Origin of the sequence: Citrobacter sp. ABFQG, from assembly GCF_004322975.1 — a bacterium.
In the GTDB taxonomy this organism is placed as follows: domain Bacteria; phylum Pseudomonadota; class Gammaproteobacteria; order Enterobacterales; family Enterobacteriaceae; genus Citrobacter; species Citrobacter freundii.
Window position 1 is genome coordinate 4,606,485 of sequence record NZ_CP036435.1, and the last position, 24,313, is coordinate 4,630,797.

A 24,313-nucleotide genomic window follows, 5' to 3' on the forward strand; every position below is an offset into this window, starting at 1 on the left:
CCACGCAAACGATTACCTTGAAAAACCAACCGTGATTTATCTTAGTAAATTATTATTAGTCGCCGAAATCATCTAAAAACAACAGTTTTTACAGCTGAACACGCCTATCTTCGCGCCTTCGCTTTCATGAGATATGTCGTTAATGTTAGCCTTCGCGCCCGTAAATTCGCTTTGACTATTTTTTAACAGATTAATGGCCCAAATTTATCCACATAAAAGGTGGATTATTGCATTTGGGATCCCGATCACTGATACATTCATTACTAAAATGTATCTTTCCGCCCGAAAATTATTACGGCGAAAAATTATATAAAAATCGCTCAACGAATTTCGATTTACAGCCGGGTACTTTCTCATTGGATTGACCTCAAACCCGGCTTTTTAAGCTTCCTCCAGGAGAAATAGATGGAAAACACTCAAACCAGCACTATCGTTACGGGCCAGACCCGCAGCGCATGGCGCAAGACAGACACCATGTGGATGCTGGGCCTTTACGGCACGGCGATTGGCGCGGGTGTATTGTTCCTGCCGATCAACGCAGGCGTAGGCGGTATGATCCCGCTGATCATCATGGCGATCCTTGCCTTCCCAATGACCTTCTTTGCACACCGCGGTCTGACTCGCTTTGTGCTGTCCGGTAAAAATCCGGGTGAAGACATCACCGAAGTTGTAGAAGAACACTTCGGCGTTGGCGCAGGTAAACTGATTACCCTGCTCTACTTCTTCGCTATCTACCCGATTCTGTTGGTTTACAGCGTAGCAATCACCAATACCGTTGAAAGCTTCCTGACCCATCAGCTGGCGATTACTCCTCCGCCGCGTGCAATCCTGTCTCTGATCCTGATTGTCGGCATGATGACCATCGTGCGCTTCGGTGAGCAGATGATCGTTAAGGCGATGAGCATCCTGGTATTCCCGTTCGTTGCGGCTCTGATGCTGCTGGCGCTGTATCTGATCCCTCAGTGGAGCGGTGCGATTCTGGAAACCATGTCTTTTGACTCTGCGGCAACCACCGGGAACGGCCTGCTGTTGACCCTGTGGCTGGCGATTCCGGTAATGGTGTTCTCCTTCAACCACTCCCCGATCATCTCCTCCTTCGCCGTGGCGAAGCGTGAAGAGTACGGTGATGAAGCTGAGAAGAAATGCTCCAAGATTCTGGCATTCGCTCACATCATGATGGTACTGACCGTTATGTTCTTCGTCTTCAGCTGCGTATTCAGCCTGACCCCGGCGGACCTGGCAGCAGCAAAAGAGCAGAACATCTCGATTCTGTCTTACCTGGCGAACCACTTTAACGCGCCGATTATTGCCTGGATGGCACCGATCATCGCGATTATCGCTATCACCAAATCCTTCCTCGGCCACTACCTGGGCGCACGTGAAGGCTTCAACGGGATGGTGATTAAGTCTCTGCGCGGCAAAGGCAAATCCATCGAAATCAACAAACTGAACAAAATCACTGCACTGTTCATGCTGGTAACCACCTGGATTGTGGCGACACTGAACCCGAGCATCCTCGGTATGATTGAGACCCTGGGTGGCCCAATCATCGCGATGATTCTGTTCCTGATGCCGATGTATGCCATCCAGAAAGTACCGGCAATGCGTAAGTACAGCGGCCATATCAGCAACGTCTTCGTTGTGATTATGGGCCTGATCGCTATCTCCGCTATTTTCTACTCTCTGTTCAGTTAATTCCCCTGCGCCGCTCTTCGGGGCGGCGCATCTCGATACACAATGGACGCCTCATGATTAGCGTATTCGATATTTTCAAAATCGGCATTGGCCCTTCCAGCTCCCACACTGTTGGCCCGATGAAAGCAGGCAAACAATTCACGGATGACCTGATTGCACGCGGAATTCTCACTGACGTAACCCGCGTAGTGGTTGATGTCTATGGCTCCTTGTCTCTGACGGGGAAAGGTCACCATACCGACATCGCGATTATTATGGGCCTGGCGGGTAATCTGCCGGATACCGTAGACATTGATGCCATCCCTTCCTTTATCCAGGATGTGAATACTCATGGGCGTTTGCTGCTGGCAGACGGTCAACATGAGGTCGAGTTCCCGGTCGACAAGTGCATGAATTTCCATGCGGACAATCTGTCCCTGCACGAAAACGGGATGCGTATTACCGCACTGGCGGGCGAAAAAGCCATTTACAGCCAGACTTACTATTCCATTGGCGGTGGGTTCATCGTTGATGAAGAACATTTTGGTTTACCGAACAACTCTCCGGTAAACGTGCCGTATCCGTATAAATCCGCAGCTGATTTGCAACGTCATTGCCAGGAAACCGGCCTGTCACTTTCCGGTCTGATGATGCAAAACGAACTGGCCCTGCACAGCAAAGAAGAGCTGGAACAGCACTTTGCTAACGTCTGGGAAGTGATGCGTAGCGGGATTGAGCGCGGCATCACCACCGAAGGTGTATTGCCGGGCAAACTACGCGTTCCGCGTCGTGCTGCTGCGCTGCGTCGTATGTTGGTCAGCAGCGACAAAACCACCACTGACCCGATGGCGGTTGTTGACTGGATCAACATGTTCGCGCTGGCCGTGAACGAAGAAAACGCAGCAGGTGGACGTGTAGTTACCGCGCCAACCAACGGTGCATGCGGGATTGTTCCTGCCGTACTGGCGTATTACGACAAGTTTATCCGTGAAGTGAACGCTAACTCTCTGGCACGCTATATGTTGGTCGCGAGCGCCATTGGTTCACTGTATAAGATGAACGCCTCTATCTCTGGTGCCGAAGTCGGCTGTCAGGGTGAAGTTGGCGTGGCCTGCTCCATGGCAGCGGCTGGTCTGGCTGAACTGCTGGGTGGTAGTCCAATGCAGGTGTGCATCGCAGCAGAAATCGGTATGGAACATAACCTGGGTCTGACCTGCGATCCGGTTGCCGGCCAGGTACAAGTACCGTGCATTGAGCGTAACGCGATCGCGTCCGTGAAAGCGGTGAACGCCGCACGTATGGCGCTGCGCCGTACCAGTGAGCCACGCGTGTGCCTCGATAAAGTTATCGAGACCATGTACGAAACCGGTAAAGACATGAATGCCAAATACCGCGAAACATCTCGCGGCGGTTTGGCAATGAAAATTGTCACCTGCGATTAAGTCCCCCCCCCATTGCCGGATGGCGCAAGCTTATCCGGCCTACAGTGCCGTATTCATTTGTAGGCCGGATAAGGCTTCAGCCGCCATCCAGCAAAATGTTGTATCAGATCTTCGCCTCCACTCGCCGTGAATGTTACCCTACAGACTGATTTGTTAGGGAGAACACCGTGGCCGTCCATCTGCTCATTGTCGATGCACTGAATCTTATCCGCCGAATTCACGCCGTACAGGGCTCACCCTGCGTGGAGACGTGCCAGCACGCGCTCGATCAGTTGATTGTGCACAGTCAGCCCACACACGCCGTGGCGGTATTTGATGACGAAGCGCGCAACAGCGGCTGGCGTCACCAACGCTTACCTGACTACAAAGCCGGTCGCCCGCCAATGCCTGACGATTTACACAAGGAAATGCCCGCCTTACGCGCCGCTTTTGAACAGCGCGGTGTCTGCTGCTGGGAATCCAGCGGGAATGAAGCCGATGATTTAGCCGCAACTCTGGCGGTGAAAGTTAGCCAGGCCGGACATCAGGCAACCATCGTCTCAACCGATAAAGGCTATTGTCAGCTACTCTCCCCAACGCTGCGTATTCGCGATTATTTCCAGAAACGCTGGCTGGATGCGCCGTTTATCGAGAAAGAGTTCGGCGTACTGCCGCAACAGTTGCCTGATTACTGGGGACTGGCAGGGATCAGCAGTTCTAAGATACCTGGGGTTGCCGGTATTGGTCCTAAAAGCGCCACACAATTGTTGACGCAGTTTCCAACGCTGGAAGCACTGTATGAACATCTGGATGACGTACCGGAGAAATGGCGCAAGAAACTCGAAGAACATCGTGAGATGGCGTTTTTGTGCCGCGATATCGCGCGGCTGCAAACGGACTTACATATCGACGGAAACCTACAGCAGCTACGGCTGGCACGGTAGTCTTTTTTTCGGATGGCGCTGCGCTTATCCGGCCTACTTAACGCATAACCCTGTAGGCCAGATAAACGCCAGGTGATTACCAGGCAGTATGGTACAGCTCGACGATATCCCCAAGGCTCGCTTCACGCGGATTTCCCCCGGTACAAACATCGTCAAATGCGGCTTGCGCCAATGCAGGAATATCCTCTTTACGGACGCCAACATCGCGTAAATGCAGGGGGATCCCTACATCGCGGTTAAGGGCGAAGACGGCATCCACTGCTGCTTTACGTGCTTGCGCCAACGTGAGTCCTTCAACCTTAACCCCCATTACCCGAGCGATATCGCGGAATTTTTCCCCAGTGAATTCGGCGTTATAGTGCATCACGTGCGGCAGCAAAATGGCATTCGCGATGCCGTGCGGCGTGTTGTAGAACGCGCCTAACGGGTGTGCCATGCCATGCACTAATCCCAGACCAACGTTGGAAAAGCCCATCCCGGCTACGTATTGGCCCAGCGCCATCGCTTCACCCGCCTGGCTTTCGCCCGCAACCGAACCGCGTAATGCCCCGGCAATAATTTCAATGGCTTTGATGTGCAGCGCATCGGTCAATGCCCACGCCGCCCGCGTGATGTACCCTTCAATGGCATGCGTCAGTGCATCCACGCCGGTAGCGGCTTTTAACGCAGCAGGCATGCCGTCCATCATGTCAGCATCGATGAACGCCACCTGCGGGATATCATGTGGATCAACACAAACAAACTTGCGCCGATTTTCTTCGTCGGTGATCACGTAGTTAATGGTCACTTCCGCCGCCGTTCCCGCGGTGGTTGGGATAGCCATAACCGGCACACTTGGGTTGCGTGTCGGCGATAACCCTTCAAGGCTGCGTACATCAGCAAACTCAGGATTATTATTGATAATGCCAATCGCCTTACAGGTATCCTGCGGGGAGCCTCCGCCGATTGCTATCAGATAGTCTGCGCCACTTTGCTGAAAGACACTCAATCCTTCCTGCACTACCGCAATGGTTGGATTAGGAATAACGCCTGAATAGATTTCCCATGCCAGACCTGCAGCATCCATTCGGGAAGTCACTTTCTCAACAACGCCGCACTGCACCAGATTTTTATCAGTCACAATCAACGCTTTGCGATAACCGCGACGAATAACTTCATCGGTTAATGCGCCAACAGCCCCCCGGCCAAACCATGCCGTTTCATTCAGAATCATTCTGTTCGCCATTGTATTTCTCCTTTTCGCTATGCGAAATTACTCTTCAATGCGTAATCCGTAAGATTTGAATTTCTCCAGCACAATAGCGATCTCCTCGTCATCCAGCACCGGCACCGGGTCAACAATCGCCAGCGTGCTCAGGTACAGACGGGCCAGAACTTCCACTTCATGCGCCAACCACAGTGCTTTTTCCAAATTCGCTTCGCAAGCAATCAACCCATGGTGCTGTAAAAGCGTTGCCTTACGGTTTTTCAGGGCGACGCTCACATGCTCTGACAGCTCTCGTGTACCAAACGTCGCATAAGGCGCACACGGAATAGAGTTCCCCCCCGCCGCTGCAATCATGTAGTGAATTGCCGGGATAGGGCGATTAAGAATTGAAACGGCCGTGCAGTGTACGGCATGGTTATGGACAACCGCATTGGCATCCGGACGCGTCTGGTATGCCGCCAGGTGAAAACGCCATTCACTGGAGGGTAATTGTCCTTTATCATATTTCCCGTCGTTATCTACATACACGATCATGTTTTCAGTAAGTCTTTCGTAAGGAATACCGCTGGGCGTGATCAGCATCCCGTTTTCATAACGCGCACTCACATTTCCCGCCGTCCCCTGATTCAATCCAAGGCTGGTCATTTCCAGACAGGTTTCAATGATTTCTCGCGACAAACGCATTCTTTCCATAATGATTCTCCGGGTACAGTTTCCCCTCGTCTTTATTGCGAAAAATGCAGCCGCAGAATAAGACGGGTCAGGTTTTAGGTACAGGCAGCCACTGAACGTATTTATTCAGATTCAGTTGGCCGATTTATTTATAGCGACATATTAAGGTTGTCTTACGCGCTTAATAAGTTTCATCTCAACTTTTACAGTTTCTTTAATTGGGTGATCATCAATAGCACTCATCATCATATCGAATGCTTTTTCCGCCCAGACATTTTCATCCTGTTGCATTGACCAGACATTATTGGCGAGGAATCCCAGCATTGGGTGTTCATCGAATGTCCCAATATTAATTTCCGGTGGAATTGTGCCCAAACGATTACGAATAGCGTTAATGGCCCCCTCCAGTACCGGTAATGATGAGGCGATAAACGCCTGCGGACAGCCCTGTTCGCCGATCAACTCATCCATCAGTCGATAACCACCTTCAGGTGTGTTGTCCGGACCTTCGCGCACCCAATCTCTATGTGAAATGCCATTATTGTTCAATGCATTAAGATAACCTTGCAAACGATCACCAATGCTGGGTAATCCAGTATCCCCCACTAAAAACCAGATTGGCGACTTTCCAGCGTCAAACAGACTCTGCGTCAATTTCTCGCCGCCCAAGATGTTATGACTTTCTACCAGTGCGTTATCGGTATACTTAAAATCACGGTCAAGTAACACCATCGGTTTTCTGACCTGACGTAAATGGTGTTGCTGATTCTCTAACGTTGAGGGAACAATAAAAAGGCCATCGACATTACGGGCGATTAACGCTTTGGTCAGTTTATTTTCGTAATCAACATCGTCATAGGTACAGCTAATCGTTAACTGATAACCTGAACGACGACAGCGTTGCTCAAGTTTTTCTGCGAGTGTGGCAAAAAAGACGTTGGAAATATTGGGTACAATCAATCCCAAAGTATCCGTTTTATTTAATTTCAGGCTACGTGCTGAATGGTTAATGACGTAACCATAGCGCTCGACATATTCATTAATACGCGTTTGGGTTTTGACACTGATTCGATATTGCTCTGCTTTCCCGTTCAGCACCAGTCGTACGGTCGTAACCGATAAATTCAGATCGCTGGCTATCTGTTCTACTGTTTTAGCCATCTATATGCCCCAGTCCACATCCAAAAACGTCAATCTACAATCATAAAAGTATTTTAAACTTTTGTCTTACTGCATAAGTTGGTTAATCGCCTGCTGCTGCTCCCACAACATCAGATAAGCCTGGTATTTGCGATCATAGAAGTTCCGCCGCGCCGGGTTCGCCTTAATCACCTCGCCCGAACGAACCATCGCCCGGCATGCGGACGGTATAGTTGCCCACGCGCCGCATGCTACCGCGCCAGTGATAGCCGCACCTAACGTCACCGCATCCTCTTCCTGCATAAGATGAATATCGCATCCGGTAGCATCGGCATATTCCCTCATCCACAGTGGGTTATGCGTTGCGCCGCCGCACAGCGTCAGTCGGGAAATGGTGTGACCGTTTTCACGCATCACTTCCATAATATGCCGCGTACCGCAGGCGATCGCCTGTAATGTCGCCAGGTACAGACGAGCTACCTGCATCTCACCTCGTTCCAGCGTCAAACCACAGATGCTGCCTCGAGCATCGGGCCGTGCGCGCGGCGAACGATTACCGTGGTGATCGGCAAGCACATGCAGATAACGACCAGGCTCAGACTCCTGCTCCTCAAGTGCGGCAACCCATTCATTAACTAAAACAATGGGATGGCAGCCCCGGGCCTCAGCTTTGTGAAACAGCTCAGCACTGGCTCCTGATTCCTGAAGCGTCCAGTCGACTAACGCCCCAGCAGCACTCTGCCCTCCTTCCGTCAGCCAGTAGCCTGGCAGCATGGCTGACCAATAAGGCCCCCAAACACCTGGCGTATGAATTTCCTGCTCGCTGCACAGCATATGGCAATTTGACGTTCCGCTAATCAGCGCCAACGTCCCCTCAGGCTCAACCCCGGCAAGCGCAACTCCGCCGGCATGGGCATCAATCATACCGCTGGCGACGACCACTGCAGTCGTCAGCCCCAGCGCCTGGGCCGAATCGCTGCTAAGCGTTCCAACGCCAGCGCCTGGCGGAAGAATACGCGACGGGATTTTGCCCAACAAATCCGTTAATTCAACGGCGTCGAGCAGGGAGTGGCTAAAGCGTTGTTCATGTGCCAGATAGTTCCATTTACAGGTCAACGTGCACAAACCGGCAACATCAGTGGCGGTAGCTTTAGAGACCAGAAAGTCCGCAAGATCATAGAAACGATGTGCACTCTGCCACGTTGCGGGAAAATGATTTTTCAGCCACAGCACCTTGGGAAGTTCCATCTCTACGCTGACTTCGCCGCCGACATAGCGCAGAGCCGGATCTTGCGTGGCATTAATGCGTTTGGCCTCATCTACCGCGCGATGATCCATCCACATGATGATGTTATGGTCTGGCGATTCACCAGGTGAAACCGCCAGTCCCTGCCCGTGTTCATCGAGGGCAACTAAGGAGCAGGTGGCATCAAATCCCAGTGAACGAATCTTCTCGACGGGAACCCCCGCTGACGACACCGCTCCTCTCACCGCATGGCAAACCTGCTGCCAGATTTCTGCAGATGACTGCTCAACCCGCTCAGGACCGGGTCGAAACTGCGAGATGGGGCGTGTCGCAAAAGCCAGCCGTGTGCCACTGGCATCAAAGACACCAGCCCTGACGCTGGCGGAACCGACATCCACACCGAGGAAATATCCACTGCCCATAGTAACTCCCTGACGCTGGCTAATGATGGGGCGAGCACCTCGCCCCAACGGTCTTATTTTTTACCGAATGGGTGTAACAATTTGTCAATTTCTGGGGTATCAATGTTCTTCGCACTGACAAATTTCACCGGAATATCAATCTCTTTCGGTACAGACTGACCCGATACCGCTGCATTCAGCGTCTTGATACCCTGGTAGCCAATCTGATAAGCGTCCTGCACCACAAATCCCTGAATCACTCCGGACTTCAGGAAGGCAATGATTGCCTCTGTGCTATCAAAACCAATCACCTTCACTTTGCCTTTCAGATTTTGGCTATCAATAGCGTTTGCTACGCCAAGCGTTGAGCCTTCATTTGTGCCATAAATTCCTGCAATATCCGGGTTGGCCTGGATCATATCGATGGTTTTATCCATCGCTTTTTGCGGATCGCCATCGCTGTACTGGACCGGTAGCACCTGAATATCCGGATATTTCTCCTTCATACGGGCAATAAACCCTTCCGAACGTTCAATCGCAGAAGAGGTCCCTGCTACGTGCGCAATAATGCCCACTTTCCCTTTACTGCCCACTTCCGCTGCCAGCGCGTCTGCGGCTTCTGCACCGGCTTTACGGTTATTCGTGGCGACAAAGCTCACCGGAATATCGGAATTCACGCCGGAGTCAAACGTCACAACTTTAATACCGCGTGAATTTGCGGTCTCAACTAATGGCGCAAGCGCATTGGCATCTAACGCGGCCAGTAATAGCCCATTAGGTTTTTGCGCCATCGCGTTTTCAACCAACTGAATCTGCTCAGCAATTTGAGTTTCATCCGCCGGGCCAACATAGCTGGTTTTATCGCCCAACTCTTTTGCTGCCGCTTCCGTCCCCATTTTCACGGTTTGCCAGAATTCATGCTGGAAACCTTTACTGACCACCGGAAGGTTCATATCTTTAGCCAATACGCTGGATGTCATACAGGCCAGCAGGGATAACGCATAGACAAAATTCCTGGTTCTCATTGTTTTACTCCGTTCTGAGTGAGTCACCCTAAACGTCAGGGTTATGATGCCCCGTGACTTCCGGGAGCGTAAATCAACGAATTTTTTTGCGTAATGTATCGAGATAAACCGCGGCAATGACCACCACGCCCATGGCAACCATTTGCCAGAACTGGGAAACGCCCATCAGGTTCAGACCATTCTTCAGCACGCTCATAATGAATGCGCCGATGATCGTGCCGCCGATGGTGCCAATTCCGCCCATCAGGCTCGTACCGCCAATAACAACCGCCGCGATAGCTTCCAGCTCATACCCCACGCCGACCGTTGGTTGTCCTGAGTTCAAACGAGAAGCCAGAATCACCCCGGCAATCCCAGTCAGCAGACCACAAAAGGCGTAGACGAAAATTTTGACGCGCTGAACTTTAATACCGGAAAGATGTGCGGCTACCTCATTGCTACCCACGGCGTAAACATAGCGACCAATCACCGTTTTCTTCAGGATGTAGGCGGCGATTAGCGCCACCACCACCAGATAAAAAACGGGATAAGGCAGCACATCGAACAAACGTCCCTGGGCCAGCATTTTGAAGGTGGGGTAATCAGCGAAATAAATCGCACGACCATCGGTCATCACCATATTGATGCCTCTGACTGACATCATCAGGCCCAGCGTGGCGATAAAAGGCGGGATAGTCATTTTGGTGACCAGAAGGCCGTTGATATAGCCGCATAATCCCCCGGCCAGCACCCCCGCCAGAATACATACGGGCAGAGGCAATCCCAGCGTGGCGCTGATGCCTACCGCAACACCAGAAAAGGCCACTACCGAGCCAAGAGAAAGATCGATTCCTGAAGTGATAATGACAAAGGTAACGCCAATTGCCATGATGCCAATCACTGACGTTTGCAAGGCAATTGTCATGATGTTTTCAGTGTTAAAGAAAAATGGCGAACCAAAACTAAAAAATATTACTAAAATAATCAGACTCAGAAGCGGTGCCAGGCGCATTAAAAGTTCTTTGTTAATTTTTATTTTCTTATTATTGCTGTCTGAAGAGGTTACAGAGATAGTCATAAATTAGTCCTCTAACGTCGCGTATTGCATGATTTTTTCTTGTGTGGCGTCATCAGAAGCTAACTCCCCGGTAATACGTCCATTACGCATAACCAAAATGCGATCGCACATACCCAGCACTTCCGGTAATTCAGAGGAAATCATGATAATTGACTTCCCTTTTGCCACCAGTCGATTCATTAATTCATAAATTTCAAGTTTGGCCCCCACATCAATACCGCGAGTGGGTTCGTCAAAGATGAGAATATCGGTATCTTTACATACCCATCTGGCAATAATAATTTTCTGCTGATTACCGCCACTTAAATTCAGTGCAGCCTGCTCTAAATGTGGTGTTTTAATCCGTAGGGCTTTAACCTGTTCCTCGCTGGTTTTCTGACAACGTTTGCTGTCCACATTGCCATAGCGGTCGGAATATTCAGGATAATTGCCCAACATAATATTACGCTCAACGGACAGTCCTAATGCCAGCCCCTCTTTTTTTCTGTCCTCGGTTAAATAGCTGATACCCTGTTGGATAGCATCAGGAATATCTTTAATTACCGTCACTTTTCCGTTTAGCTTGAGGGTACCGCCATCAATGGGATCCGCGCCAAAAATCGCCCGCGCCAGCTCGGTACGCCCTGCGCCCATCAGACCGGCAAAGCCCAATATTTCGCCCTGATACAGGGTGAAATCAATGTTGTTCAGTACACCATTGCGAGTCAGACCGCTGACTTCCAACACCGGCTTACGTTGAGCCAAAGGTCCACGGCGAGGATAGATATTGCCGAGGTCCCGCCCAACCATCATGGCAATCAGGTCGCTAATTTTAACCGCATCATAATCTACAGTGGCAATAAACTGACCATCCCGCATCACCGTAGCGCGATCGGCTATCAGCGCCAGTTCTTCCAGTCTGTGCGAGATATAAACAATGCCCGTTCCCTGTTCTTTCAGCAAACGGGTCACCTGAAATAAGCTGTCGATTTCCGTTTCCGTCAGTGCCGCCGTCGGTTCATCCATAATAAGGATCTTAGCATTCACCGATATCGCTTTAGCAATCTCAACCATTTGTTGTTGCGCGACGGTCAGATCGGCCACCAGCGTTTCTGGGGAGATATTCAGGTTTAATTTTTGCAAAATATCGATAGCAGCCTGTCGCTGTTGTTTTTCATCCAGACGCCAGCGGTTATTTTTGCAAAACTCCCTGCCAATAAAAATATTTTCTTCTACCGTGAGTTCAGGGAAAAGATTAAATTCCTGGTGAATAATCGTGATACCTGCGCTTTGTGCGCTCAACGGGTTCGCAAAAGAAACAGATTGCCCTTCAAAAATAATATCTCCTTCATCAGGCTGATAAACACCGGATAAAATCTTCATCAACGTAGACTTTCCTGCGCCATTCTCACCCAGCAGCGCATGAACCTCGCCTTTGCGTAAAGCAAAATCCACATTACTCAACGCTAATACGCCGGGAAAACGTTTCGTAATATGACTCATCTGTAAAAATGTTTCAGACATTGCTGCTTTCCTCAATATACAGAAACTGCAATCAGTGAATCAGGCGAAAAAACGTTGCCAGGAAGCCATCGTCACCGTTAATGCGAATACTACCTATACGTTCATATGCGTTTTATCAATTATGCTAACTCGAGTTAGCGAAGTGCCTTTTAAAGCTATTTTAGCTACTCAAATTAGCCAAATCATTTGGTTTAAATCTGTGACGCTGAACAAACAATTTATTGCAACTACTTAATTTAAAAGAATTTATACAAAAATATGCGTTCTGGTTTATTTGACGCAGATCGAATTTTAACCACTTCTCGTGAAGCCTCTCACAGTTCCACAACAAAAAAGTTGTGCAAAAAACTCTCTAATACCTAAGCTAACTCGAGTTAGCAAAAATGAGTTATTCAGCCAACTGCGACGGTGGTGTTCAACATCCGCTTTTGCAGCACGGCATAAAGTGAGATGAGGAACCTCGAATGAAAAAAAATAGCTTACCGAAGATTGGCATTCGTCCGGTGATTGATGGGCGCCGTATGGGTGTTCGTGAATCGCTCGAAGAGCAAACCATGAATATGGCTAAAGCCACCGCTGCGCTGATCGCTGAGAAACTTCGTCACGCCTGCGGCGCGCAAATTGAATGTGTCATTGCCGATACCTGTATCGCCGGGATGGCGGAATCTGCCGCCTGCGAAGAAAAATTCAGCAGCCTGAATGTGGGCGTGACCATCACTGTGACCCCATGCTGGTGCTACGGTAGCGAAACCATCGACATGGATCCAATGCGGCCGAAAGCTATCTGGGGTTTCAACGGTACAGAACGTCCGGGGGCCGTTTATCTGGCCGCCGCGCTGGCTGCGCATAATCAAAAAGGACTTCCTGCCTTCTCTATTTACGGCCATGACGTACAGGACGCCGGCGACACCACGATCCCTGCCGATGTGGAAGAAAAATTGCTGCGCTTTGCCCGCGCGGGCTTAGCCGTCGCCGGTATGAAAGGCAAAACCTACCTGTCCGTAGGCGGCGTTTCAATGGGTATTGCCGGCTCTATTGTCGATCATAACTTCTTTGAATCCTGGCTGGGAATGAAAGTTCAACCCGTTGATATGACCGAACTGCGTCGTCGCATCGACCAAAAAATCTATGACGAAGCTGAGCTGGAAATGGCGCTGGCGTGGGCGGACAAAAACTTCCGCTACGGTGAGGATCAGAACGCGCAGCAATATAAGCGCAATGCAGAACAGAGCCGTGCGGTGCTGAAAGAGAGTCTGCTAATGGCCATGTGCATTCGCGACATGATGCAGGGTAACCAGAAGCTGGCCGACAAAGGTCGGGTAGAAGAGTCGCTGGGATACAACGCGATTGCCGCAGGCTTCCAGGGCCAGCGTCACTGGACCGATCAATATCCGAATGGTGATACCGCCGAAGCGCTGCTCAACAGCTCCTTTGACTGGAATGGCATACGCGAACCGTTCGTTGTCGCCACCGAAAACGACAGCCTGAACGGCGTGGCGATGCTGTTCGGCCATCAACTCACCGGCACGGCGCAGGTCTTTGCCGATGTGCGCACCTACTGGTCGCCAGAAGCGGTAGAGCGCGTCACGGGTAAACCGCTGACCGGCCTTGCTGAGCACGGCATTATTCACCTGATTAACTCCGGCTCGGCAGCACTGGACGGCTCCTGCAAACAGCGCGACGACGCAGGGAAACCGACCATGAAACCGCACTGGGAAATCTCGCAAAAAGAGGTCGATGATTGCCTGGCGGCAACCGAATGGTGTCCGGCTATTCACGAATACTTCCGCGGCGGCGGCTACTCCTCTCGCTTCCTGACCGAGGGCGGCGTGCCGTTCACCATGACTCGCATCAACATCATCAAGGGCCTGGGGCCGGTACTGCAAATCGCCGAAGGCTGGAGCGTGGAATTACCGGAAGATATGCATGACCAGCTCGATGCGCGCACTAACTCTACCTGGCCGACCACCTGGTTTGCCCCGCGCTTAACCGGTAAAGGCCCGTTCAGCGATGTCTATTCGGTTATGGCTAACTGGGGTGCAAACCACGGAGTGCTGACGATTGGTCACGTGGGCGCAGACTTTATCACTCTGGCCGCCATGCTGCGTATCCCGGTTTGCATGCACAACGTGGAAGACGAGAAAATTTACCGTCCTTCAGCCTGGGCAGCCCACGGAATGGATACGGAAGGCCAGGATTATCGCGCCTGCCAGAACTACGGTCCGCTGTATAAGCGTTAAACATCGAGCAATTGCCTGATGGTGGCGCTTACGCGTCTTATCAGGCCTACGAAGCGCACGGTTTTGTAGGCTGGATAAGGCGAAGCCGCCATCCGGCAATAGGTAATCTCCCAGGAGCAATTATGAAACAAGAGGTTATCCTGGTCCTCGACTGTGGCGCGACCAACGTGCGGGCCATAGCCGTTGACCGTCAGGGAAAAATTATCGCCCGCGCCTCTACACCCAACGCCAGTGATATTGCCGCGGAGAACGGTACCTGGCATCAGTGGTCGCTGGAAGCCATTTTGCAACGCTTCGCCGACTGCTGTCAGCGGCTCTCCACGCAACTGGCCAATTGCCGTATCTGCGGGATCGCCGTCACCACCTTCGGCGTAGACGGTGCGCTGGTCGATCAACACGGCAGGCAGTTATATCCGGTAATCAGTTGGAAGTGCCCGCGAACCGCAGCAGTAATGGAAAATATCCATCGCTACATGTCACCGCAGCAGTTGCAGGAAATCTCCGGCGTCGGCGCGTTTAGCTTTAACACGCTGTATAAACTGGTGTGGCTGAAAGAAAACCATCCACAATTACTGGAACAGGCGCACGCCTGGCTGTTTATCTCATCGCTTATCAACCACCGTTTAACCGGCGAGTTCACCACAGATATCACCATGGCGGGCACCAGCCAGATGCTGAACATCCAGCAGCGCGATTTCAGTGATGACATTTTGCAGGCGACCGGCATACCGCGCCGACTGTTTCCACGTCTGGTGGAAGCGGGCGAACAGATTGGGGTACTGCAACACGAGGCCGCCAGCCTGCTCGGGCTACCAGTGGGTATTCCTGTGATATCTGCCGGGCACGACACGCAGTTTGCGCTCTTTGGCGCGGGAGCTCAGCCAGACGAACCGGTGCTCTCTTCCGGTACATGGGAAATTCTGATGGTACGCAGCGCACAGGTGGACACCTCTCTGCTCAGCCATTATGCGGGTTCCACTTGTGAATTAGACAGTCATGCCGGGCTGTATAATCCCGGCATGCAGTGGCTGGCTTCCGGCGTGCTTGAATGGGTGCGTAAGCTGTTTTGGACTGCCGAATCGCCCTGGCAGACGCTGATTGACGAAGCCCGGTCCATTCCTGCCGGCGCAGAAGGCGTCAAGATGCACTGCGACCTGCTGACCTCTCAGAATGCGGGCTGGCAAGGGGTTACACTCAATACCACCCGCGGGCATTTTTATCGCGCCGCACTGGAAGGACTGACAGAACAGTTGCAGCGGAATTTACACACGCTGGAAAAAATCGGTCATTTCCAGGCCACTGAATTGTTATTGGTTGGCGGGGGAAGCCGTAACGCATTGTGGAACCAGATTAAAGCTAATGTTCTCGGGATCCCTGTCAAAGTGCTGGATGACGCCGAAACCACCGTCGCAGGCGCCGCGATGTTTGCCTGGTCAGGCATTAGGGAATTTCCCTCACCGGAACAGGCCCGTGCACAGGTGCGCTACCAGTACCGTTACTTCTATCCGCAAACCGAATCCGAACTGACAGGAGTCGAGTAACATGCTCAAAACAATATCCCCCTTAATTTCCCCCGACCTGCTGAAGGTGCTGGCTGAAATGGGTCACGGCGATGAGATTATCTTTTCCGATGCTCATTTTCCGGCTCATAGCATGGGACCGCAGGTGATTCGCGCCGACGGTCTGCTGGTTAGCGACCTGCTGCAGGCGATTATTCCGCTTTTTGAACTGGACAGCTACGCCCCACCGCTGGTGATGATGGCCGCAGTAGAAGGCGACGCTCTCGATCCTGACGTCGAGGCTCGCTATCGACAGGCGCTTTCATTGCAGGCCCCCTGTCCAGACATCACGCGTATTGACCGTTATGCCTTTTACGAACGAGCGCAAAAGGCGTTTGCGATCGTTATCACAGGAGAGCGGGCAAAGTACGGGAATATTCTTTTAAAAAAAGGGGTAACGCCGTAATCTCTGGTCAGAATGCCCGTCTGGTACGGGCATTTATCATCAGATGAGGATCTGAACATGAAAGCGGCTCGCCAGCAGGCAATCGTAGATCTGCTTACCCACCACAAAAGCCTGACAACTGAAGCCCTGTCTTTGCAGCTAAACGTTAGCAAAGAGACCATCCGCCGTGATCTCAGTGAATTACAAACCCAGGGCAAGGTGCTACGCAATCACGGGCGGGCCAAGGCTATTCATCGGGAAAATCAGGACAGTGGCGACCCGTTCCATATACGACTAAAAAGCCACTATGCCCATAAAGCAAATATTGCCCGCGAAGCGCTGGCATGGATCGAAGAAGGTATGGTGATAGCTTTAGACGCCAGCTCAACATGCTGGTACCTGGCGCGACAGCTACCGGACATCAACATTCACGTTTTTACCAACAGCCAGCCCATCTGCCAGGAATTGACTAAACGTGAACACATTCAGCTTATTAGCTCCGGCGGTCGCCTTGAGCGCAAATACGGTTGCTACGTTAATCCCTCGCTTATCTCGCAGCTAAAATCCCTCGATATCGACCTGTTTATTTTTTCCTGCGAAGGGATCGACAGCGACGGCGCGCTCTGGGACTCAAATGCAACCAACGCAGACTTCAAATCCATTCTGCTTAAGCGCGCATCGCAATCTTTATTGTTGATCGATAAAAGTAAATTTAATCGTTCGGGAGAGGCCAGAATTGGGCATCTGGATGATGTGACGCATATTGTTTCAGATACACAGCTGATTGAATCAATCCAGGCCGAATAGGGCGATTTCGCCGCCATCCGACCTGGATTGTAGCCTTATCGCTCGTCGCGACGACCGCCGACGGCCGCCCACAGACGACGTACGTGGACGGTTACTTCTTCACGGTCATGATACAGCTGACGCGCCTGAATTTGGGCATTTACGCCATGTTCATCAAGCTGGGCCTGAATGTAAGCCAGGTTCTGTGATACCTCTTCGTAGCGTTTTTTCATCGGCAGCTTGAGGTTGAATATTGTCTCACGACACCAGCCGTTGACCAGCCATTGTGCCATCAGCGCGGCAACCTTCGCCGGCTTCTCCACCATATCGCAGACCATCCACGAAATATTGTTGCGATTCGGACGGTATTTAAATCCGTCTTCACGCAGCCAGGTGACCTGTCCGGTATCCATCAGGCTTTGTGCCATTGGACCGTTATCCACCGAGTAAACCCACATGTTGCGTTTAACCAACTGATAGGTCCATCCGCCCGGGCAGGCCCCTAAATCCACCGCATACATTCCGTTCGCCAGACGCTCATCCCATTCATCGGCAGGGATAAACACGTGCAGCGCTTCTTCCAGCTTCAGCGTTGAGCGGCTCGGCGCATCGGCCGGGAATTTCAGTCGCGGAATACCCATGTAGAACGGTGAGTTATTGTCAGGCCAGGAATAACCGGTATAACAACAGCCAGGGGCGATAAAGAAAACATGAACCACCGGACGTTTCGGCGTTTCATATTTTGCCAGTACGCCCGCTTCACGCAGCGCCGCGCGCAGCGGTACGGTAAATTTACGGCAGAACTTAACCAGCTCTTTGCTTTCATTGGTGTCGGCGACTTCGACACGCAGATCGCCACCCTTTTCCACCACGCCCTGCAGCATGCCAACGATCGGCGTAATGCGGTCTTCCGGCGGTAAATATTGCAGCAGTTCGCCCACCACAAACATTTGACGGGCAAAAATCAGTGAGCTAAACGGCAGCTCTTTCACTAGCTTTTCGGCATCATCCTGCTGATAGCATTCGAAGATGACGTAACCCGCATTGTCTTTCACGCGGGCAAAACCGAAGATTTCCCGGCGCCCTGCTTTATCCGTAATTTCTGCGGCGCACTCTTTTTCAAAACCCGGGCGACACAACAACACAACCTTATTCATGGCTAACGCCCTTACGTTTCAATCTAATAGCACCCACTAACATCAGCGCCCAGCCCACAAGGAAGCTGAAACCGCCGACGGGGGTAACAAACGCCCACAGGCGTAAATGAGAGAGCGCAAGGCAATACAAGCTGCCGCTAAACAGCACCGTTCCTAATGCCAGAAACACGCTACTCCAGTAAAACCAAATGCTAATGCGTCGCTGCATGGCGACGGCCAGGCCAAAGATAGCCAACGTATGGAACGCTTGATACTCAAGGCCAGTCTGGATCCACCCCATCTCAACGACACCGAGGGTTTTACTCAGAACATGTGCCCCAAAGGCACCCAACGCCACAAAGATAAAGCCACTTACGGCGGCAAAAATCAGCATAAAACGGCTGGTCATGTGAATACCCTACGTAAATTATTGTTCATAACGAAAGCGGAATTTTTCTTGTTCCGTGGCCGCTTTAGCCAAAATCCACTGACGGAAGGCGGCTATTTTACCCAGTTCTGCCTGACTGTCATGACAAACCAGATAAAATGCGTTTTTGCTGACCAGAACATCGTTAAACGGACAGACCAGACGTCCGGCTTCTATTTCGGACTGCGCCATGACGTTATTAGCCAGCGCAATCCCCTGTCCATGGATAGCAGCCTGTAGCACCATGGCGCTATGGCTGAAGATAGGTCCCTGCTGTACGTTGATATGATTCAGGCCAAGCTGGCGCGTATAGGCTTGCCAGTCACGGCGCGACGCATCGTGCAATAATGTGTGTTTAGCCAGATCGTCGGGCGTCTTCAACGGTTTATCACCGGTGAGTAATAGCGGCGAGCAGACCGGCAATAAATATTCTGCGTACAATTTTTCAACGCGCAGACCCGGCCAGTTACCGCGTCCGTAGAAAATCGCCACATCTACATCGTCCGCCAGTTTGTCTTCCTGACGGTCCACCGCCTGGATCCTGACATCGATTCCCGGATAAGCTGAGTTAAAGCTAGAGAGTCTGGGCACCAGCCATTGGATCGCAAAACTGGGCAATAAACTGACGGTAAGTGCACCTTTTGCACTACGTGCCTGAAGTTTACGCGTCGCGTCGGTTAATTGCGAAAAAATCTCTTTGATGTCGAGGAAGTAGCTTTGGCCTTCTTCCGTTAACAGCAAAGATCGATTGCGTCGACGAAACAGCTTCAGCCCCAGGAAATCCTCAAGAGACTTGATTTGATGACTTACTGCGGCCTGCGTCACAAAAAGCTCTTCTGCTGCGCGAGTAAAGCTCAAATGACGCGCTGCAGCATCAAAAACACGCAACGCATTTAAGGGTGGTAATCGTTTTGACATGACTTTTAGGCTTTGATGTTAAATGAATTTAACAATTAGCTAACAGGCTGTAACCTATTAGTTTTTTTTATCTGAGCCATTATAAATTGTCCGTTGAGGTTCTACCAGCAAATACCTATAGTGGCGGCACTTCCTGAAGCCGGAACGAAAAGTTTTATCGGAATGCGTGTTCTGGTGGGCTTTTGGCTTACGGTTGTGATGTTGTGTTGTTGTGTTTGCAATTGGTCTGCGATTCAGACCATGGTAGCAAAGCTACCCTTTTTCACTTCCTGTACATTTACCCTGTCTGTCCATAGTGATTAATGTAGCACCGCCAAATTGCGGTGCTTTTTTTTGTCCGACTCTTTGTCGATGGATGACCGGTTAGTTATCCAGTTCTACCATCTCTTTCACGTCAGTGCGGTTAATCTGCTGTTTGTTGCCGTTAGCGTCTTTATACGAAATCATCCCCGTTTCATTATCGGTCTGTGGCTTACCGTCAGCTACGATTGATCGACCATCGTTGGTATGCATCACGTAATTCGAACCGGAACAGGCGCTCAGGGCAAAAGTCAGCATACAGGCAGAGATAATTGCGGCAGTCTTTTTCATCTTCTTCTCCTTAAAGCGATTTATGCTATTAAAAACACACTCCGTAACAGGCAAAATTGCTCGCCTAACGCTATTTAGCATAAGACACTGAGCGGGCTTTGCCAGGATATCCAGAGTATTCCGATGGTTAGCGCAACCCTTGTATCAATGCCCTTTTTGCGCCACGATCTGTTTACTGAACTGAGGAATACCATGAACGCTTTTAACCCCGCGCAGTTTCGCGCACAATTTCCCGCACTCAACGATGCTGGCGTCTATCTCGACAGCGCTGCTACGGCGCTGAAGCCACAGGCGGTGATTGAGGCTACCCACCAGTTTTATAGCCTGAGCGCCGGAAACGTCCATCGCAGCCAGTTTGCTGAAGCCCAGCGCCTGACCGCACGCTATGAAGCCGCGCGGGAAAAAGTCGCAAGCCTGATTAATGCGCCGGATGACAAAACCATCGTCTGGACCCGCGGCACAACGGAAGCGATCAACATGGTTGCTCAAAGCTATGCGCGTCCACGCCTTCAGCCGGGTGATGAGATTATCGTTAGCGCAGCGGAACATCACGCCAACCTCGTGCCCTGGCTGATGGTCGCGGAGCAAACGGGGGCTAAGGTCGTCAAACTCCCACTCACCCCCGATTTATTGCCAGACGTTGAGCGCCTCACGCAACTCATTACCCCGCGCAGCCGCATTCTGGCACTCGGGCAAATGTCGAACGTCACCGGTGGCTGCCCGGATCTGGCCCGCGCCATCACGCTCGCCCATGCGGCTGGCATGGTGGTGATGGTTGATGGTGCCCAGGGGATTGTCCATTTTCCTGCCGACGTACAACAGTTAGATATTGATTTCTATGCGTTCTCGGGCCACAAGCTGTATGGTCCAACCGGCATTGGCGTGCTGTACGGTAAGCCTGGATTACTGGAAGCTATGTCACCGTGGCTCGGCGGCGGAAAGATGATTAGCGAAGTCAGCTTCGACGGTTTCACCACCCAGGCAGCCCCATGGAAGCTGGAGGCCGGTACGCCTAACGTTGCTGGCGTTATCGGGCTAAGCGCAGCGCTCGAATGGCTGGCGGACGTCGACGTTGCACAGGCCGAAAACTGGAGCCGGGGTCTGGCGACGCTGGCAGAAGAAGCGCTGGCGAAACGCCCCGGCTTTCGGTCCTTCCGCTGCCAGGATTCCAGTCTGTTAGCCTTTGATTTCTCGGGTGTTCATCACAGCGATATGGTTACGCTATTGGCCGAATATGGCATTGCGCTGCGCGCGGGGCAACACTGCGCGCAACCGCTACTGGCAGAACTGGGCGTATCCGGGACACTACGCGCCTCATTTGCCCCTTATAATACACAAAGCGATGTGGATGCGTTGGTCGCAGCCGTCGACCGCGCGCTGGAAATATTGGTGGATTAATGACAAGCCCTCTGTTCGCCGGACACCCGTTTGGCACAACCGTAACCGAAGAGACGTTACGCAATACCTTTATCCCGCTCACTCAGTGGGAAGATAAATATCGTCAGCTGATACTGCTGGGTAAGCAGTTGCCGGCACTTCCGGATGCGCTAAAAGCACAGGCCAAAGAAATCGCGGGCTGTGAAAACCGCGTCTGGCTGGGGCATACTCTTCATGAGAATGGCACTCTGCATTTCTTTGGTGACAGCGAAGGTCGAATAGTACGCGGGCTGTTGGCGGTATTACTCACCGCGGTCGAAGGTAAAACGGCCGCCGAGTTACTGGCGCATTCACCAATGGAATTATTTGACGAGCTGGGTTTACGCGCGCAGCTCAGCGCCTCGCGTAGCCAGGGGCTACATGCTCTGAACGAGGCAATTATCGAGGCTGCCCAGAAAGCCGGATGACGGCGCTGATGTATCTTATCCGGCCTACAACACCGCACAAACCGTAGGTCGGATAAGCATAGCGCCATCCGACACAATCAGGGCTGGCGCGCCGCTTTGGCCATCATCTTCTTCAGCGCATGGGAGACGGCAACAAAACCAAAGGTGGCGGTCACCATCGTGGCCGCGCCAAACCCGGATGCGCAATCCATACGTTTCGGCCCTTCCGCCGTCGCTTTCATCGCACATACCGAGCCATCTGCCTGCGGGTACACCAGCGCTTCGGTCGAGAACACACAGTCCACGCCCAGCTTGCCTTTGCTGTTTTTCACCACGCCAAAATCGCTTTTCAGCCGCTCACGTAGCTTGGCCGCCAACGGATCCTGGATGGTTTTTGCCAAATCAACGACCTGAATCTGCGTAGGATCGATCTGTCCGCCCGCACCACCGGTGGTCACCAGCGGAATTTTGTTACGCCGACAGTACGCGATCAGCGCCGCTTTTGGGCGCACGCTATCAATCGCATCAATGACATACGAAAATCCTGCACTCATATATTCAGCAACGTTATCCGGCGTGACAAAATCATCGACCACGTTCACCCGGCACTCCGGGTTAATCTGGCGGATACGTTCAGCCATCACTTCAGCTTTTGCCAGGCCGACGTTATCGCGTAAAGCATGGATCTGGCGGTTAGTATTGGTGACACACACATCATCCATATCGATGAGCGTGATGGCGCCAATGCCGGTTCGTGCCAGCGCTTCCGCCGCCCATGACCCCACTCCGCCAATCCCAACCACGCAAACGTGCGATTGGGCAAACAGTTGCAGCGCATTTTCGCCATACAGACGCGCCGTACCGCCAAAACGCTGACGCCAGGCATCACTTATAACCACAGACATAACACCTCAAATTCATTAATAGTACGCAGTATGGCTGCCGGATGGCGCTTCGCTTATCCGGCCTACGCGCTAATTTGTAGGCCTGATAAGGCTAGCCGCCATCAGGCAACTAGCCGCTAAATACGTTACCCGCACCCGGCGCGGTTTTCAGCACCCACACGCGTCCGTAGTGATTATACCACCCGGCACGGTGTCCGGCGTCTGCGCCAATACCCTGATAGATGTCGAAGTGCTGTCCTTTTATCGCCCCGCCCACATCCAACGCCACCATCAGACGCAGTTCGTACTGGCCGGTAAACTTGCCGTTATTGTCCAGTAACGGGACTTCCGCCAGTAACGTTGTGCCCGCAGGAATGATACTGCGGTCAGAAGCCACGGATGCGCGGCCAATCAACGGTACCGCGCTGGCCCCTTTCACCGGAGCAAAAGATTGTGGTTTAAAGAAGACAAACGATGGGTTCTGCTCCAGCAGCTCACGCACTTCGGCTTCGCTGTGCGTTTCACCCCAATGACGAATAGCCTGCATCGACATATCTTCTTTTTTCACTTCGCCACGGTCGATAAGCACTTTACCGATACTGCGATAGGCGTGGCCGTTTTTCCCGGCATAGCTAAAGAAGTTAAGCGGGCTGCCATCGCCAAAATCGATGTAACCACTGCCCTGAACATCCATAATGAAGTTATCCATCAGGGAGTTGCTGTACGCCAGAATATAATTGTCGCTCAGGGCGCCCGCATAAATCTCGGCACGGCTTGGTAAGCGCCCACGTTTTGGCGGCATGCGATAGATAGGGTACTGAAATTCGCCCTGACGCGTATGGCGCGCCTGGATAACCGGCGTGTAGTAACCCGTAAACTGGACGTTACCGTAGTTGTCCGCCCCTTCCATTTGCCATGCATCAATACCAAACTGGCGCATACTGCGCGTATCGCCACCCGCACGTAACCACTCCTGGATAGCGTTGTAAACGTTGCTCTGGTTACCGTACAAACGTGGCGATGCACTGCGAATTTGATTAACCTGCTCGGCGAAATCACCGGCATTGATTGGCGCGCCAACCGCATCAGGCTGGTTCACCAGTGAGAAAGGCTGGGTAAATTTCCCGTCTTTATACTGCTGCCCACGATCGGTGGGTTTTGAGGAACACGCGGCGAGCATCGCGACTACAGCTCCCGCCAGAAGATATTTTGCCCAACGTCCTTTCATTGTTCTCGTCTTATGTTGCCTGAATGCGAGACGAAGATAACAAACC

The 24,313-nt window shown here is 51.9% G+C and carries 22 protein-coding genes; 9 read left to right on the forward strand and 13 right to left on the reverse strand.

Annotation, left to right across the window (positions count from 1 at the left end; genetic code table 11):
- The first annotated feature begins 405 nt into the window (after positions 1–405).
- The 3 genes from WN16_RS22585 to xni all read left to right on the forward strand — a co-directional run bounded on the left by WN16_RS22585 (position 406) and on the right by xni (position 4,039).
- Positions 406–1,695, forward strand: coding sequence for an HAAAP family serine/threonine permease (locus WN16_RS22585; RefSeq protein WP_003034073.1), 1,290 nt, complete (start codon positions 406–408; stop codon positions 1,693–1,695).
- A gap of 53 nt (positions 1,696–1,748) precedes the next feature.
- Positions 1,749–3,116, forward strand: coding sequence for an L-serine ammonia-lyase (locus tag WN16_RS22590; protein WP_003034070.1), 1,368 nt, complete (start codon positions 1,749–1,751; stop codon positions 3,114–3,116).
- A gap of 167 nt (positions 3,117–3,283) precedes the next feature.
- On the forward strand, positions 3,284–4,039 hold the full coding sequence (gene xni / locus WN16_RS22595) for a flap endonuclease Xni (protein ID WP_003840372.1): 756 nt from the start codon (positions 3,284–3,286) through the stop codon (positions 4,037–4,039).
- Positions 4,040–4,115: 76 nt separating this feature from the next.
- On the opposite strand, the gene fucO is transcribed toward xni, so the two are convergent.
- From fucO to WN16_RS22630, 7 genes are all read right to left on the reverse strand, one after another.
- Complete coding sequence (gene fucO / locus WN16_RS22600) at positions 4,116–5,264, reverse strand: lactaldehyde reductase (RefSeq protein WP_044699746.1); 1,149 nt, start codon at positions 5,262–5,264, stop codon at positions 4,116–4,118.
- Positions 5,265–5,291: 27 nt separating this feature from the next.
- A complete protein-coding gene (gene fucA, locus WN16_RS22605; RefSeq protein WP_003034062.1) occupies positions 5,292–5,939 on the reverse strand; it encodes an L-fuculose-phosphate aldolase in 648 nt (215 codons plus the stop codon).
- Positions 5,940–6,080: 141 nt separating this feature from the next.
- The gene (locus tag WN16_RS22610; protein ID WP_003034060.1) at positions 6,081–7,079 is read right to left on the reverse strand and encodes a LacI family DNA-binding transcriptional regulator; all 999 of its coding nucleotides are present in this window, start codon (positions 7,077–7,079) and stop codon (positions 6,081–6,083) included.
- Positions 7,080–7,145: 66 nt separating this feature from the next.
- The gene (locus WN16_RS22615; RefSeq protein WP_044699749.1) at positions 7,146–8,726 is read right to left on the reverse strand and encodes an FGGY-family carbohydrate kinase; all 1,581 of its coding nucleotides are present in this window, start codon (positions 8,724–8,726) and stop codon (positions 7,146–7,148) included.
- A 53-nt stretch (positions 8,727–8,779) separates the two neighbouring features.
- Positions 8,780–9,730, reverse strand: a complete 951-nt coding sequence (locus WN16_RS22620) for a substrate-binding domain-containing protein (RefSeq protein ID WP_003034057.1) — start codon at positions 9,728–9,730, stop codon at positions 8,780–8,782.
- Positions 9,731–9,803: 73 nt separating this feature from the next.
- Positions 9,804–10,787: an ABC transporter permease gene (locus WN16_RS22625; protein ID WP_003034055.1), complete on the reverse strand. Its 984-nt coding sequence runs from the start codon at positions 10,785–10,787 to the stop codon at positions 9,804–9,806.
- Between the two features lie 3 nt (positions 10,788–10,790).
- On the reverse strand, positions 10,791–12,290 hold the full coding sequence (locus WN16_RS22630; RefSeq protein WP_003034052.1) for a sugar ABC transporter ATP-binding protein: 1,500 nt from the start codon (positions 12,288–12,290) through the stop codon (positions 10,791–10,793).
- A gap of 464 nt (positions 12,291–12,754) precedes the next feature.
- Between WN16_RS22630 and fucI the strand changes: the two genes are divergently transcribed.
- From fucI to fucR, 4 genes are all read left to right on the forward strand, one after another.
- Positions 12,755–14,530, forward strand: coding sequence for an L-fucose isomerase (fucI, locus tag WN16_RS22635; RefSeq protein WP_003034050.1), 1,776 nt, complete (start codon positions 12,755–12,757; stop codon positions 14,528–14,530).
- Positions 14,531–14,652: 122 nt separating this feature from the next.
- Positions 14,653–16,071 (forward strand): L-fuculokinase, encoded by a 1,419-nt coding sequence (fucK, locus tag WN16_RS22640; RefSeq protein WP_044699751.1) that lies wholly within the window; start codon positions 14,653–14,655, stop codon positions 16,069–16,071.
- A 1-nt stretch (position 16,072) separates the two neighbouring features.
- Positions 16,073–16,495, forward strand: coding sequence for an L-fucose mutarotase (gene fucU, locus WN16_RS22645; protein WP_003840383.1), 423 nt, complete (start codon positions 16,073–16,075; stop codon positions 16,493–16,495).
- Between the two features lie 57 nt (positions 16,496–16,552).
- Positions 16,553–17,281, forward strand: a complete 729-nt coding sequence (gene fucR / locus WN16_RS22650) for an L-fucose operon activator (RefSeq protein WP_044699752.1) — start codon at positions 16,553–16,555, stop codon at positions 17,279–17,281.
- 35 nt (positions 17,282–17,316) lie between these two features.
- Here the strand turns inward: fucR and rlmM are convergent, their stop codons facing one another.
- The 4 genes from rlmM to WN16_RS22670 all read right to left on the reverse strand — a co-directional run bounded on the left by rlmM (position 17,317) and on the right by WN16_RS22670 (position 20,332).
- Positions 17,317–18,417 carry a 23S rRNA (cytidine(2498)-2'-O)-methyltransferase RlmM gene (gene rlmM, locus WN16_RS22655; protein ID WP_003034040.1) on the reverse strand — a complete coding sequence of 367 codons (1,101 nt, stop codon included), beginning with the start codon at positions 18,415–18,417 and terminating at the stop codon, positions 17,317–17,319.
- Entirely contained in the window at positions 18,410–18,805 is a 396-nt protein-coding gene (locus tag WN16_RS22660; RefSeq protein WP_003034037.1) for a DUF423 domain-containing protein, read from the reverse strand. The genes rlmM and WN16_RS22660 overlap by 8 nt, the downstream gene beginning before the upstream one ends.
- Before the next feature lie 18 nt (positions 18,806–18,823).
- Positions 18,824–19,741 (reverse strand): glycine cleavage system transcriptional regulator GcvA, encoded by a 918-nt coding sequence (gene gcvA / locus WN16_RS22665; RefSeq protein WP_003034035.1) that lies wholly within the window; start codon positions 19,739–19,741, stop codon positions 18,824–18,826.
- A gap of 363 nt (positions 19,742–20,104) precedes the next feature.
- On the reverse strand, positions 20,105–20,332 hold the full coding sequence (locus WN16_RS22670; protein WP_003840386.1) for a YgdI/YgdR family lipoprotein: 228 nt from the start codon (positions 20,330–20,332) through the stop codon (positions 20,105–20,107).
- Positions 20,333–20,524: 192 nt separating this feature from the next.
- Between WN16_RS22670 and csdA the strand changes: the two genes are divergently transcribed.
- Both csdA and csdE read left to right on the forward strand, forming a co-directional pair.
- Positions 20,525–21,730 (forward strand): cysteine desulfurase CsdA, encoded by a 1,206-nt coding sequence (csdA, locus tag WN16_RS22675; protein ID WP_044699753.1) that lies wholly within the window; start codon positions 20,525–20,527, stop codon positions 21,728–21,730.
- A complete protein-coding gene (gene csdE / locus WN16_RS22680) occupies positions 21,730–22,176 on the forward strand; it encodes a cysteine desulfurase sulfur acceptor subunit CsdE (RefSeq protein WP_003840390.1) in 447 nt (148 codons plus the stop codon). Before csdA ends, csdE begins: the two co-directional genes overlap by 1 nt.
- Before the next feature lie 77 nt (positions 22,177–22,253).
- Here the strand turns inward: csdE and tcdA are convergent, their stop codons facing one another.
- Both tcdA and mltA read right to left on the reverse strand, forming a co-directional pair.
- Entirely contained in the window at positions 22,254–23,060 is an 807-nt protein-coding gene (gene tcdA, locus WN16_RS22685; RefSeq protein WP_003846496.1) for a tRNA cyclic N6-threonylcarbamoyladenosine(37) synthase TcdA, read from the reverse strand.
- Positions 23,061–23,169: 109 nt separating this feature from the next.
- A complete protein-coding gene (mltA, locus tag WN16_RS22690) occupies positions 23,170–24,267 on the reverse strand; it encodes a murein transglycosylase A (protein WP_003846494.1) in 1,098 nt (365 codons plus the stop codon).
- Positions 24,268–24,313: the final 46 nt, after the last annotated feature.